At 52.7% G+C, this 13,424-nt stretch carries 11 protein-coding genes; 6 read left to right on the top strand and 5 right to left on the bottom strand.

Annotation, left to right across the window (positions count from 1 at the left end):
• Nucleotides 1–363: 363 nt before the first annotated feature.
• Together K0V07_RS06560 and K0V07_RS06555 are read right to left on the bottom strand one after the other, a co-directional pair.
• Entirely contained in the window at nucleotides 364–831 is a 468-nt protein-coding gene (locus K0V07_RS06560) for a hypothetical protein (protein WP_220623739.1), read from the bottom strand.
• A 309-nt stretch (nucleotides 832–1,140) separates the two neighbouring features.
• Complete coding sequence (locus K0V07_RS06555; protein WP_220623738.1) at nucleotides 1,141–1,728, bottom strand: hypothetical protein; 588 nt, start codon at nucleotides 1,726–1,728, stop codon at nucleotides 1,141–1,143.
• A 472-nt stretch (nucleotides 1,729–2,200) separates the two neighbouring features.
• Here K0V07_RS06555 and K0V07_RS06550 point away from each other — a divergent pair, with 472 nt between their 5' ends.
• The 6 genes from K0V07_RS06550 (at nucleotide 2,201) to K0V07_RS06525 (ending at nucleotide 6,328) form a co-directional block, all read left to right on the top strand.
• Nucleotides 2,201–3,370, top strand: a complete 1,170-nt coding sequence (locus K0V07_RS06550; protein WP_220623737.1) for a hypothetical protein — start codon at nucleotides 2,201–2,203, stop codon at nucleotides 3,368–3,370.
• Between the two features lie 142 nt (nucleotides 3,371–3,512).
• Nucleotides 3,513–3,989, top strand: a complete 477-nt coding sequence (locus K0V07_RS06545; RefSeq protein WP_220623352.1) for a hypothetical protein — start codon at nucleotides 3,513–3,515, stop codon at nucleotides 3,987–3,989.
• Complete coding sequence (locus K0V07_RS06540) at nucleotides 3,986–4,807, top strand: PD-(D/E)XK nuclease family protein (RefSeq protein ID WP_220623736.1); 822 nt, start codon at nucleotides 3,986–3,988, stop codon at nucleotides 4,805–4,807. Before K0V07_RS06545 ends, K0V07_RS06540 begins: the two co-directional genes overlap by 4 nt.
• Complete coding sequence (locus K0V07_RS06535) at nucleotides 4,804–5,076, top strand: hypothetical protein (protein ID WP_220623735.1); 273 nt, start codon at nucleotides 4,804–4,806, stop codon at nucleotides 5,074–5,076. Before K0V07_RS06540 ends, K0V07_RS06535 begins: the two co-directional genes overlap by 4 nt.
• Entirely contained in the window at nucleotides 5,060–5,296 is a 237-nt protein-coding gene (locus tag K0V07_RS06530) for a hypothetical protein (RefSeq protein ID WP_220622020.1), read from the top strand. The genes K0V07_RS06535 and K0V07_RS06530 overlap by 17 nt, the downstream gene beginning before the upstream one ends.
• Before the next feature lie 261 nt (nucleotides 5,297–5,557).
• The gene (locus K0V07_RS06525; protein WP_220623734.1) at nucleotides 5,558–6,328 is read left to right on the top strand and encodes a DUF932 domain-containing protein; all 771 of its coding nucleotides are present in this window, start codon (nucleotides 5,558–5,560) and stop codon (nucleotides 6,326–6,328) included.
• 299 nt (nucleotides 6,329–6,627) lie between these two features.
• On the opposite strand, the gene K0V07_RS06520 is transcribed toward K0V07_RS06525, so the two are convergent.
• From K0V07_RS06520 to K0V07_RS06510, 3 genes are read right to left on the bottom strand one after another with little or no spacing between them, the layout of a single operon-like run.
• A complete protein-coding gene (locus tag K0V07_RS06520; RefSeq protein ID WP_220623733.1) occupies nucleotides 6,628–8,712 on the bottom strand; it encodes a 3'-5' exonuclease in 2,085 nt (694 codons plus the stop codon).
• Nucleotides 8,713–10,485: an AAA family ATPase gene (locus K0V07_RS06515; RefSeq protein WP_220623732.1), complete on the bottom strand. Its 1,773-nt coding sequence runs from the start codon at nucleotides 10,483–10,485 to the stop codon at nucleotides 8,713–8,715.
• A gap of 14 nt (nucleotides 10,486–10,499) precedes the next feature.
• Nucleotides 10,500–13,286 carry a site-specific DNA-methyltransferase gene (locus K0V07_RS06510; RefSeq protein ID WP_220623731.1) on the bottom strand — a complete coding sequence of 929 codons (2,787 nt, stop codon included), beginning with the start codon at nucleotides 13,284–13,286 and terminating at the stop codon, nucleotides 10,500–10,502.
• Nucleotides 13,287–13,424: the final 138 nt, after the last annotated feature.

The following is a 13,424-nucleotide window of genomic DNA, read 5'->3' as shown; positions in this document are numbered from 1 at the left end:
AAATTAATGTTTATTTTAATTTTTAATTAACCACCAGGGACAAGGACGGGGGCAATCTAAAGGGGTCATGTCAATAATTTAAATATTGTAACGTCCCATATATTAACCCCTTCCTTCGTGAGTGTCCATATATGTAAAACATTTAAATTAGGTCTCCCCCCCCCCTCCTCCTGGCTTCCTCGTGGTTGGTTGCATGGCGATGAGGCGGTTTTGGCGTCCCAGGAGTAGGACCAACGTCCATCTAGCTTAAGATTGCCGTCCGCGTCGTAAACAAAATTCTCTGGGTTGGCCGGGAGGAAGACCGAGCAAAGGGGCATAGGGACATTTAACATATTGACCTGCCCCCTACGTCGACTCCCCTATCTAAATTTGGAGCTCTAATTCAGTATCTTCAAAATTATAAGTCCACCTGCCAGAATCACCCCAATACCACAATGTATGCCCCATGGTCGTTTTCATATATATTTCAAACTGCTGCTGATCATCCGCGACGCGGTAATGATAATAAAAAAATCCTTCACCTAGATCACTAAAGCTAAACACATTCGAAATATATTCTGGAGATAAATCGGTGTCATCCAAAGACATGGGATATTCACCATTATTTTGATGATAATTGTTTAATGCTACAATGGCTGGATAAGCTAAGTATGCATAACGCCTCAATTCGTATATATCTTTTTCAGAATCAAATGAATACACCTTCCCTTGCCCCAGTGTGCTTTCAAAAAAAATGAATACACCCAATAAACAGCACACCAATAATAACGCGCATAAAATTATAATTTTGGTTAAATTCGACATTTTTATGAAACAAGCCAAAGGGGTCATATCAATAATTTAAATATTGTAACGTCCCATATATTAACCCCTTCCTTCGTGAGTGTCCATATATGTAAAACATTTAAATTAGGGCTCCCCCCCTCCTTCTGGCTTCCTCGTGGTTGGTTGCATGGCGATGAGGCGGTTTTCGGCGTCCCAGGAGCAGGACCAACGTCCATCTAGCTTAAGATTGCCGTCCGCGTCGTAAATAAAATTCTCTGGGTTGGCCGGGAGGGAGGCCGAGCAAAGGGGCTAGGGACATTTAATTATCACCCCGGCATCTCTGGATTTTCCTACCCATTCAGACTTCCCGCGTTCTTACTTTTCCATTTTATAACCAGCTACAATCAAATCCCCGATTTTATCTGTAAAATGATTAATGTATGAGTTCGGGTTTCCTCCACAATCTCGGATCATGCTGGATATAAAGTTAGAAAAGTCCAAAGATTCTACCCATGCCTCGCGTAGCCACTCACTCCCCTGTCCATTAGTAGTTGAAAACGTAAGACTTCTCTCATCTAATGACTTAAGCGTAAATCTGTCATATCCATATTTTTCTATCAAAGAACATACATGTTGGCAAAATCCGGATTGATATAAATCAGCATGCATAAGCGACTTCAGCGTCACACCAAGAACATCACCCAATTTTGCGTTTGAGTTGTAGATATTTGATATTCCGGAATTTATAAACATATCTCTCCCGATTCGATCAGATAATACGGGATCCAACATCGGGGGGTCATCGGGGCCAACAAATATCACCCCTGATCCAGAATGTATTTTCTCAAGATACAGGTATATTTTTTTCTCTTCTGTTGATTTACATTTTATACGACAGAATGAAACCCCCTCAAAATCTGAGGAAACATCCTCCCAAGATTGGTTTAATTCATACTGATTCATGGTGTCGTAACATTAGAACTCGGATAAAGCTTACCAAATCCCTCCAAGGCGTCGGCGCTATTGTGTGACATAAAAGGGGTAATGACAATGATTTAAACATTGTTACGCCCCAGTATACTGAATCCCTTCCTGCGCCAGTGTCCGTATGTAGAATATTATAATCATTGCCCTGGCCCTTCATCTTCCCCATTTGCCCATCGGGTCGATATACGACCAATCGTTCCACTGATACGGCTGAATCAGACAACAAGCCAGCAGGCAAATTATCGAAACATCAACCTGAACGCCTCTGGTCATTTCTCCAAGCGGACTCACCGTTGAGCCCCAGGCACAAAACCCAGGCCGCTCATATTGGTGCGGGCGGACGGAATCGAACCGACATCATCAGTTTGGAAGACTGAGGTTTTACCACACCAATAAAGGGATAGAGGCCAAGTCATGACAGCCACCGTTGACATAACCGTAATGGGATGTGGCCAAATTTCAGAAAGTAAAAGTCGTTCATAGAACCCTAAAAAAAGGTTCCTACCGCTGGAAAACCTGGTATGTCGAGGGTTTCGACCATCTGGGCCGTCGTATACGCATCCAGCGCCAAAGCAAGACCGAGGCCTACGCCATCGCCAGCGAACTGGACATCAAGCTTCTCAATAGCGACATGGAGGTACGCCCACTGGCTACCCGCCTGAGCAAAGATCAGCTCAAACAGGCTGAATACGCCTTTCACCGGCTCAACGACCGATGGACGCTGGATCAGGTTTTGGATTTTTTCATAAAGAGACACCACGAGCCCACCGTGATAGTCACGCTTGCCAATGCTCGCGAGGCCTTCATCGAGCACAAGGACCGGCAAGGGGTCAAAACTCGGCAATTGGCCTGCGTCACTCGCCGTATGGCCAAAACTATCGATCCCGAGCGTCCCGTCCACGATGTGAATCAGTCGGACTGCGAGCAATTCCTGGCAGCAGTATCCAGCCACCCTCAGACCCGCAACAATTACCGCTCAGACCTGCACAACTTCTTTAACTTCTGCCTGAGCCGGAAATGGATCGCTCAGAATCCCATCACGAACATTACTCCGATGAAGGTTGCCCGCCGCCGCCCGGGCATACTTTCAACAAAGTCCACAGAAGACCTCCTCCGTCACCTGGAGGGCATAAAGGAGGGGCGTATGGTACGCTACTACGCTCTGACCATATTCGCGGGCATCCGGCCAGGTGTGGATGGAGAGATTTACAAGCTCGACCAGGCGATACGGAGCAACGGGGAGGCACGTTATATCGACGATGAGAACAGTGTCATACACATGGAGCCTGAGCTGACCAAAACCCTCCACTACCGGCGCATAACGATTCGTCCAAATCTCGCTGCCTGGCTGCAAGCCTACCCCAGCCCAATTATCCCGGCCAATCTCTCCAATGATGTTCGCCCCATCCGTAAACAATTCAAGCTCACACATGACATCTGTCGGCACACCTTTATATCCATGCACGTGGCCGCTTTCGGGTCTATGGGACGTGCTGCGATCGAAGCCGGGAACAGTGAATCCATCGTCAAGAAGCACTACCACGAACAAGTTAGTGAAGCTGAAGCCAAGGCGTTCTGGGATATTCGTCCATCTGCAGTCACGACTACAGCGACGTAGCCCCCTCCCCTGCGCAAAAACCATATGACCTGCGTTATATATCCGTGATAGCGGGACGTTCTTGCTATCAGAAGCCCGGCAGACACCGACCCGTCGCCGGGCTTTTTTCGTACCCACACGGTCGCATTCGAAAGGATTCCTCATGGCTATCACCCTCGAAGCCAACTACTCGAAGAAGCTGGGCCTGCCGCAGTTCTCTTCGCACCAGTATTCCATCACGGTCCGCACGGAGGTTAACGACCTCGCCCACATCCAGCAGGCCAGCACGCACCTGTACCGCCAACTGCAGGAGGCGGTGGACCGGGACATTCAGGAGACGGGCTTTTTGCCTGTATCCGGTTCATCGCTACACGAGCCCGCACGCACACCGCTACGGGCAGACCCCAACCGCCCGGCCTTCAACCAACAGGCATCGAGCGGATGGACTTGTTCTCCTAAACAGCAGGCCCTGATCGAGCGGATGATGAAGGAGCACGGCCTCACGACTGATGCGCTGGAAGAGTTAGCCCAAAGCCGCTTCCAGACGCCCCTCACCCGCCTCAACAAGATGCAGGCCTCCGGACTGATCGACGAACTGATCGGCACCTACGGCTCTGCCAAGGGGAGGAACCGGTCATGATCCAGCCACTGGAACACGACCACAACGGCCAGCATCCCTCCACCGATGGCCTGCTTGATCACATCTCGGCCAGCACGGTCAAACTCTACCTGACCTGTCCGCTGAAGTTCTGGTACAAGAAGGTCCTTAAGTTGTCCGAGCCTGTCTCCCCCAGCCTGCACCTGGGTAAGGCTGTCCACGCCGCCTTGCAGCACTTCCACCGCGCTCGCTGGCGTGGGGAGTGCCATGAGCGGACGACGGTGATCGAGGCCTTCACACAGGCGTTTAATGCACCTGAGGAGCCCCTTGTGTATCCGGATATAGATACGCGTCAGACCAATCACGACAAAGGCATCAAGATGGTCGAGGCCTACCTGGACTCCGAGCACGGGCAGATGACAGAGCTTCCGCTCGGTGTCGAAGTCCAACTGGAGGAGGACCTGCCGGTGCTTCCCAGCCCGGTTTTGGGCTACATTGACCTGGTTCGGGTGGGCAACGTGCCGGTCGATTACAAGACCTGTGCGAGCACCCCAAACGTCCAGCTCGAAGCCTTCCAGCACGAGGTACAGCTCACGCTCTACCAACTGTTGATCGAGTCGGCCACGGGCGAAAAGGTCGAGGGCCGCGAACTGGTTTTCATCGTAAAAACCAAGGTCCCGAAGATTATCGTACACCGGCTGGCACCGGCGAGCGAACGAGAGAAACAGCGCGTGCTGGACATTGCCTGTGCGGCGGTGGACGGCATTTACCATGAGCGGTTTCATCCACAGCCAGGCATGCACTGTGCCTGGTGCAGCTACCGCTCGCAGTGCGCAAAATGGACGGGAGGGGCGCGATGATCCAGGCCATCCTCATCACCGTGATCAGCGTGGGCGCGGGCATTTTTATGCTCAACGACCACGACGAGCCACCCTCACCTCCTCCGGTCGAGCAACCCGTCCTCCTGCCACTGGCCCATGCCCTCTACTGGGTCGGGGGATGCTCGGTCGCCTGTTCCCTCATCTGGGGCTGCAGCATCGTGCGGGCGGCCAGGTATAAGCACCTGAACCCGCAGCGCCGGATAAAACGTAAACATAACAGTCAGCCTCATCATGAATGCCGTCCTTAAGCTCGTGCTCGTCGCGCTGACTGCCTACAGCGTCGGCACGCTGGTGGGGCCGGTCGCCATCGGGGCGGTCAATGAGGCCAAGGAAACGCTCAGTCCGTTCCTGGTCATCTCCGTGGCCGTCCTCATCGGGTCTATCGGTTATGCCGTTGGGGCGGTGAGACGATCGCCCTTCGTCCCGGAATACCCCGAGTACGAACGGGACCGTGAGCGCTACCGCTAAGCCTATCGCGTCATGCCCGGCCAATACAGCCCCGCTTCGCTCGCACGAGGCGGGGCTTTTACCTTTCCAAACATCGGAGGCCACCCCATCTGCCCCTTCGGTGCGGTAACAGGGACTGGGCACTCCCATACCCGGTTACGACACCACTGACTCCCAGGCCAGTATTTATCGAACATACAGGCGAATCAGCATTTTCCCAAAAGCTACGAAAGCAGGACGTTTTTCGTAGTTTTCACACCACAACATCAACGCATCAACACCATGATAACAGACACGATTGAACCCGTCTCACCCGCAGCTCCCCAACGCTGCAACCTGCTCCTGCACTGCGGCAGCCATGCCGTCAGCCGGTGCGACCTTGCCCAGATCAAGACTCCCCGGGCAACCTCCACCTGGAGACCGATCCCGCACATCCGGTTGTTACAAGTCGTCGAACGTGCCCTACTCGAACAGGGCTTCACCGTTGCCGGGCAGGCTCACGGGCTCACCCATGACAATGCCCGCTACTTCGGACTGATCGAAGTGGACGCCCCCGTATCCGGACTTGAATACACCTATGTGGTGGGCGTCCGCAACAGCCACGACCAACGCTTCTCGGCGGGGATCGTAGCCGGGAGCCAGGTTTTAGTTTGCGATAATCTCTCGTTCTCCGGAGAAATCCAACTGGCCCGCAAGCACACTCCGCGTATCCTGCACGATCTGCCTGGCCTTGCCAAGCAGGCGGTGTCAGGCCTCAAGCACCACTGGGATAAACATGACCGCCGGGTAAATTACTACCGTCGCATCACGCTTCAGAATCGTACCGCTCACGACCTGATTGTACGCGCCGTCGATGCCGGTGTCATGGCCAACAGCACCATCCCCAAGGTCCTGCGCGAATGGCGTCAACCCCGGCACGAGGCCTTCCAGCCCCGGACCGCCTGGAGCCTCCAGAACGCCTTCACCGAGGCCCTCAAAGGCAACCTCAACCTCCTGCCCACACGCACCCACCGCCTCCACCAACTCCTCGATAATGCACTGGGTTTGAATTGAGCGGGGGATGAGAGGGACTGCCACCCATCCTGCGCAGGTAGGGGCGCTCTCAGCAGTGCAATCACCCACCATGTAAACCATGGTTTACACTAAGAAAAGCCCCTGCCCTATTGCGCCTCACAAGACGGGGCGCACGGGGGCTTTTCTTTTAGCTGGGAGAGCTTATTCATAGCGATGACTCAATAGCGTATGGATAGCCGCTTACTCAGGCACTACAATCACCTTTTGAATGTTGCCTCGGTCATAAATTACTGTTCTGAGGCCGTACCTCAGAAGCATACTAACTAGCCAGATGCACACTACAGCAAAAGATCATCGAGGAACTCAGAGGCGGGTTCAACACTTGTAACCATCAAATAATCCCGGGCACGAGTGCAGGCAACATACAGCAGGTAGCGCTCTGTATTGTAGACATCCTCTAAGTCTGCTGTGTCACCGATTGCTTCAATTCGTTCCTGGCTTGGCATCACTTCGTCATCACAGGCCATGACGATGACTGCACGGTACTCCAAACCCTTCGCCAAGTGCATGGTGCTGACAGCTACTTTGCCCGACCTTGATTCAAAGGAATCTGAAAGTAGCTGGTGCATCAGCCCTGAGGTTTCTATCGCACTCAGTGCTCGCGGAATTTCGTTCTCTGAGCGCACGAAAATACCGATTTCATGTGGGAAGACACCATCAGCAACCCACTCCTTTAGCTTTGAGGCAACAGCGTCAATTTCATCCTGTTGAGAATCGAAAGTCGATAGAGCCGGAGCTGGACCATTAAATACCGAAATGGTGTCCGTACGTTTCTCCACGTTCCCATCCATGTCTGATATTTCCGGGTCAAGTAACCGGTCAGCCTGGGCACGGATCTGGTGTGAGGTGCGGTAATTCACCCTCAGCGTCTTGGACCTTCCCCGGATATTTATTCCTAGGCTGCTCCACGAAAATGGCTGCTGGAAAATGCGTTGACCAAGATCGCCGGTGAAAAACAGTGCATCAGCCCGGTGGCTTCCCAGTGCTGCCAAAAAACGTAGCTGTGAAATGCTGATGTCTTGTGCTTCGTCAACAACCGTGAAGTCGTAAGGCGTACGACTCGATTTCCCCAACTGGTGAGCCAACTGAGAAAACATGCCGCACTTGCTTAACACTGAATCATCACTCAAGCGTTGCTGCACAGACGAGAATACTGCCCAGAGCTGTTCGCGTTTGGCCTCGTTCAACCTAGATTTTCGTCCAAGGCGTTTGACGTCACGATACGCTTCCCATGAGTCCAACTGCCAAGCGTCCACGATCTGTTCCCATTCTGAGTTCAAAAACGAGAGACTATAACCCTCCAGACCGTTTCGTTCGGCTTCCTCCTTCAACAGAGTGCAAACCGTCTCAGCATCAACCAGGCGCAGCTTACCGACATTACGCTCATACAGGCGTTTACCAACGGCATCCATGTACTCGACGTCAATACGCTCCCCCAGAGAAGGCTGACTGACGAGTAAGCGCCTCAGCTTCACACGAAGCGATTGGGCGAGTGCCTCGGAAAAGGTCGTCAGCAGGACACGGGCGTCAGGGTGCTTGCGAGCCAGGTAAACGGCACGGTGCAGTGCTACGATGGTCTTTCCCGTCCCTGCTGTACCGGAGACACGAACGGGCCCGGAGTAATCGCGCTCGACGACTTCGCGCTGGGTTGGGTGTAGGAAGACGGTCCATTTCTCCCATGGATATTCCAAGGCCTGCTCCAACTCCTCGACATTGGTCATCACGCGGAAGCGGCGGCGGGCATCCGGATGCTCAAACGGGTCGGTAGCGGCTTCGTCGGTCACTGAGGAAGCAACCACAGGGGTGCCGCCAGTGGCCAACTCCAGTAAGGCTTCAGACGCCTCTTCGGGCAGGTGATCTGCCAAGGCCAGTAGTGAGTCCTCATCGGCCTGCTTCACATCAGCGAGCCATTCGGGGGGAACTCCATACCCGAGCAGTTCGTCCTCACTATGCGTTGCAAAGAGTGCTGATTTCTTAAACTCGGGCTGAGGTTCCGCTGCCTCGACGTACTGAGGCACAAAGACTTCCTGCACTGTCTCGCGGATTTCGACAATCTGAGCGGCCCCGGTTTTGGGGTGCGTCTCCAGCTTTCGGCGCTCCGCCCAGTGGTAGGCATTGTCATGGTGATCGGTATAGCAAAGCAGCAAGCTGTCCCCGGTTTTGTGGACAATCAAGCGGATGTCACCGCTCACCCGTACGGACCAGAAATTCTTGTCTTTGGCCCGATCAACGCGATGAAACTTCATCCCCGGATTCGCCGGGTTCATTTGCAGATCAAAGGCAGTCGTCTTGACGGCCTTCTGCTCCTCGCCCGTAAGCTTGGTGAGGCTGTCGTTGAAGGTACTGGATATCAGGAAGTTCATTCAGAATCCGTATATATTTATACCTAATTTATCTAAAACCTTATCGACAGTTGCTTTAAGGCCCTCAAAGGCCTCTTTACTCTGCCCCTCAGGAAGAGCACACAGATACTTGCAGAACGCTTCTTTTTTATGCTTATGTATTTTCTTTGTGACAATTCTGCGGGCTTTGGGGCAGGGCAGCTTTTCCTCTAAGAATTCGTTAAACGACTGGTTGGGATCTCCATAATTGTAGAGTAGTGCAATTTTGTCTGATCGCTCAACAAGCCATCCCTGCTGCTCAGCATGATCCCAGTCAACTTCCCGAAATAACTCATCCACGGAGTATGGAACATTGATTTTCTTTGCCAAAATAGGTTTCAGGTAATCGTTTGGCTCTATGTGTACGTAACTGGTGTTGTGACCATTCCTATGCTTAAGCACCCCTGTAGCTTCTTTTCGAGATTCAATAGCATCAGCATCCCTATCAAATAATCCGATGGCTTTATACTTTGATCGCATATGCCCCCATGCAATTATTCGCTCAGACACCCATGTATGTCCCCCTCCATTTTCCTGAGAGCATTCAATCCTTAGCTGGTCTTTCGCCCATGAGAAAAACAGCTTTATCGCAATCTCTAGCAGAGCCTTATCGCTTGGACCCTCGACGAATACTGTTGGCTTGTCATAGGAGGAAAGTTGTACCTTGATCTGTTCCAGTTCATGAATCCTATCTAAGGCATTGCTTAGGTAGGGCTCAACAAGTGGCATGAGTCCCATGGATTGGTCGATGTCTTGTAGTTCCGTCCGATCCAACTGCTCAATGGAGGTCTTTCCACTAGAAGAATCTTTCGTAACCCCAAAAATCGAGACGTCTCCTTGTGCAGCGCCAGTCGCTACTGAGTAATAGGCAGGCGCATGAGTGGTGACAAATGTTTGAATATGCCTGCTGTCAGCAAGCATTTCATTCGCAAGCTCAAGACAACTTGACATTTCTAGATTGTTTTCAGGCTCTTCGTATGCCCAAAGGGAGACAACCTTGGGACGACCTGGGGCGCTTAATGTCTCGGCTTGTTTCGCAAGCCAGCGTAGTATTATGGGAATGTGCCTGGCTTTGATCCCATCGCCTCGCTGCTCCAGAGAAAAACGCTGGCCATTATCTTCCGATGAAAACTGCAAGCGTGAAAACAAGTCACGTAAGTTTGAGGGGAGGCCAATACTGGAAGTCATTGAAAGCTTCTCAAAAATATCCGCAACGATAGGCGTTGTGTGGCTATTGATTGCTTTCGTAAAATTTTCAGCAGCTTTCCGAATGTCTACCTCAACCGTCTTCTCCAGCATGTCATGTATCGATGCGAGTAACTCCGAGAAGTAGTCATCACCTTTGGTTGCGGGCACATAGTCTAACCGTGCAGAATGTATCAATGCTGGAATTTTGCTTTTACCCGAGAGGGCTTTATTGTCGATATATTTAACGTCTTGGTAATGGAGTCCACCCCGTCTCCAATACTTATCCCACTTGACACGCTTTCGGTCATTAAAGCCAGCGGAAGGCTCTATAACGAGTGTCATTTGAATCTCTGGCGCTTTTCGTTTTGCCACTTGAGCGAAACTACAGAAGTCACGATCCCAATCGAGTTCATATCCGTTGCCATCATTAAAGAAGAGATTTAGCGCCCTGAGGAGATTTGACTTTCCAGAATCGTTCTTCCCAACAAAGACATTTAAATTACTTAGGGTCAGAGATGCAGACTGGATACTGCGAAAGTTTTTGATGTTAATGGACTTAATTTTCATGGCTAGGGCTGGGGTTACACTCTAAACACCTTCATGACCTCGTCGCCGAGGTGGTTGATGACTTTGACGGCGATGCGGCCGCTGCTGGGTTTGGGGAAGGGGCGGCTGGTGTCGCTGTAGAGCGAGTCCCAGGCGTCGGCGTTGATTTCGGCTTTGAGGGTGGTCTTGAGGCTCTTGTAGGGGTCGCTGGCCCCGAGGAAGTACGCGTGCCGGACGAAGAAGCTCTCCTCGTTGTAGTCGGTGTCGATGAACCAGCAGGCGATCTCGTCTGCGTCGCAGGATTCGACCTTGCCCAGTTGGGGTTTAAAGACATCCACGCCGTTGACCTTGACGCGCACCATGTCGTGGTGGTCGGGCAGTAGCTCGATGTCGGGCTCGCCGAAGATGACGAACAGGTTGCCGCTGCCCGTGTTCTTGAGGGAGTCGGCCATGTGGAGGTCGGCATTCATCCGGGCCTTGAGCACGGGGAGGCGTCCGAGCTTGTCAAAGTCCGTCGTGCGGGCCTCATAGTTAAAGGCACAGGCGATCAGGACATCGAACCCGGCGTCACCGGCTTCTCGGGCAGCTTGGACGAGGTCGGCACGGGCGACGGTCCCAAACTCCGGGCCGATGAAGATGGCTGCGCGTTTTTCCACACCGTCTTCGCCTTCGGAGTAGGTACCCTCGGCGCAGACTAGGTCTCCCGGCCAGGCCTGTAGGGTGGTGAAGTTGATCTTGTCTTCCTTGTGGGCCTGCTGGACGCCCGCCGTCTTGAGGTTTTCCAGAATGATCTCGGCGAAAGACTTTTGCTGGCTGAACTGATCGCCGGGCTCCTTGACTTCCAGCGGGTCGATCAGCTCATCATCCTCATCGACGCCCAGTACGCGGTGCGGCGAGAGGCTTTCGACGGTAAACGGACCGGCCACACGCACCTTTTTTCTGTCTTCGTAGGGCTTGTCGTAGAGGTACTCGTAGTCGGCTTTGGCGGCGATGGAGGCGTCGATCTCACGCTGCCGGGCGATGCGCTGCTCCCACCATTGTTCATGGAGCTTCTTCGCTTCGGCTGGCCAACCCTTCTCCGCCTCGCGGGGGATTTCCCATTCCTGCCAGTTCTTACCAAGTGACTGATTTAGCTGCTCGCGAAGCGGTTCGAGGCGCGTCTGGTAATCTTCCCAGATGACGTCGATTTCGGCGTTGTTGGCGATGGCCTTCAGCGTGATGTGTGGCACACGCTCGTAAACGAAGCCCTGGCGGACGTTCCCGTAAGTGGCGACCTCTGACTTCGCGCTGCGGGTCAGCTCGGCTTCCTTCTGCTGGCCTTCATCGGAGTCCTTTAGCAGGTAGTACGGGTACTTCGCTCCCATGATGCGTGCCCGCGCCAAGGCCAGGGCAACGCGTGAGGTGTCAATCGTGATCCAGCGTCGCCCCCATTGCTCAGCAACGTAGGCGGTCGTTCCAGAGCCGCAGGTTGGATCGAGGACAAGGTCACCGGCATCGGTGGCCATGAGGATGCAGCGTTCTATCAACTTTTGAGAGCTTTGCACTACATAGATTTTCTGTTCTGAGAATCCTGTGGCGAGAACGTCATCCCAAACATTTGCGATAGGATATACTCCATAATCCGAAAGTATGCGCCTATACATCAAAGTATTTCCGATTGGCTTTAACCGGAAGGACTTGTCTAGCCTTTGCATGCCTTGGAGATTAGTTTTCCAACCTCCCCGAGTGACACGGAACTTTTTACCATTTACTTGATATTCAAAGCGAGTCGTCTGTCCTCCGGACTGGCTAGCTAGATTGTCTGCAGCAAATACTGCTCCATCTGGTTCTTCTCCCTTTTGAATGCGCGATTCCTCAAGGTTATCAGAAAGTTGCCAGACATACTGAGTGGTTCCCTTTTCTCCTAATACCTTCTTTTGATTTAGTTGTCGGTATTTTAGAGCATCTTTCTTTTTAGCGTAAAAGAGAACATAGTCTGCTATGCCGGCTAAATGTCCGGATGTCTGGGAGCTCGTTTTTAGGCAAACAATGTCCGCTACATGGTTTTCATCTCCAAAGACCTCATCAAGCAAAGCCCGCACTCGGTGAACATTTTCATCGCCGATCTGTACGAAGATAGAGCCGGATTCGCTAAGCAGATCGCGACAGACGGTCAGGCGGTCGCGCAGGTAGGTGAGGTAAGTATGTATGCCGTCGCGCCAGGTATCGCGGAAGGCTTTGACCATCTCGGGCTCACGGGTGATGTGCTCCTGCTTGCCGTCCTTGACATCGCGAGAGGTCGTGGACCACTGAAAGTTGCTGTTGAACTTGATGCCGTACGGTGGGTCGAGGTAGATGCACTGCACCTGCCCGCGCAGCCCCTCACGCTCGGCCAGTGACGCCATGACTTGCAGGCTGTCGCCGAGGATCATGCGGTTGGTCCAGTTGGCGTCGTGCTGGTAGAACTCGGTCTTGTCCGCGCCCTCGGGGATACCATTGAAGTCGCCAAAGAAGTCCATCTGCGGATCGTAGCCCGTCTCCTCGCGCTCGGTCTTGCGCATCAGATCCTCGATGAGCACCTTGGGGTGTACCTTCTCCTGGATGTAAAGCGGCGGTGCCTGCACAACGAGGTCGGACCAGTCCTGCTCATCCTTACCCCGCCATACGAGCTGCGGGTCGAGGTCCGTATTGCGCGGGTAGCGCAGCTCCTTCGGTGCCGCCTGCGCAGCCTCCATGACCGACTCATACTCCGCCGTGGGAATGTTTTTGCGGCTGGCATCCTCGTGCGTGAGCGCCTCCACTTGCTTCTTAGTGACTGTCTTGCTGGCTTTCTTGCGTGGCATGGGGAAATGTGAAATGTATTTGGATCGGATGATTAGCCGTTAAAAATCGGATGAAAAACTGACCATACCCGGCGATTGCATCGGTCGATTCGCTAGAGAAAATCGGTCGAAAATCGGATGATTAGTTAGAGGAAATCG

The organism is Ruficoccus sp. ZRK36 (assembly GCF_019603315.1).
Lineage (GTDB): Bacteria > Verrucomicrobiota > Verrucomicrobiia > Opitutales > Cerasicoccaceae > Ruficoccus.
Note: the sequence above shows the minus strand (reverse complement) of the source record. Positions and strands in the feature narration are given on the sequence as shown.

What these genes read in the sequence shown, in the direction of transcription:
- K0V07_RS06560 (WP_220623739.1), bottom strand. Translation starts at nt 831, where the DNA reads ATGACCCCTTTGGCTTGTTTCATAAAAATGTCGAATTTAACCAAAATT.
- K0V07_RS06555 (WP_220623738.1), bottom strand. Translation starts at nt 1,728, where the DNA reads ATGAATCAGTATGAATTAAACCAATCTTGGGAGGATGTTTCCTCAGAT.
- K0V07_RS06545 (WP_220623352.1), top strand. Translation starts at nt 3,513, where the DNA reads ATGGCTATCACCCTCGAAGCCAACTACTCGAAGAAGCTGGGCCTGCCG.
- K0V07_RS06540 (WP_220623736.1), top strand. Translation starts at nt 3,986, where the DNA reads ATGATCCAGCCACTGGAACACGACCACAACGGCCAGCATCCCTCCACC.
- K0V07_RS06535 (WP_220623735.1), top strand. Translation starts at nt 4,804, where the DNA reads ATGATCCAGGCCATCCTCATCACCGTGATCAGCGTGGGCGCGGGCATT.
- K0V07_RS06530 (WP_220622020.1), top strand. Translation starts at nt 5,060, where the DNA reads ATGAATGCCGTCCTTAAGCTCGTGCTCGTCGCGCTGACTGCCTACAGC.
- K0V07_RS06525 (WP_220623734.1), top strand. Translation starts at nt 5,558, where the DNA reads ATGATAACAGACACGATTGAACCCGTCTCACCCGCAGCTCCCCAACGC.
- K0V07_RS06520 (WP_220623733.1), bottom strand. Translation starts at nt 8,712, where the DNA reads ATGAACTTCCTGATATCCAGTACCTTCAACGACAGCCTCACCAAGCTT.
- K0V07_RS06515 (WP_220623732.1), bottom strand. Translation starts at nt 10,485, where the DNA reads ATGAAAATTAAGTCCATTAACATCAAAAACTTTCGCAGTATCCAGTCT.
- K0V07_RS06510 (WP_220623731.1), bottom strand. Translation starts at nt 13,286, where the DNA reads ATGCCACGCAAGAAAGCCAGCAAGACAGTCACTAAGAAGCAAGTGGAG.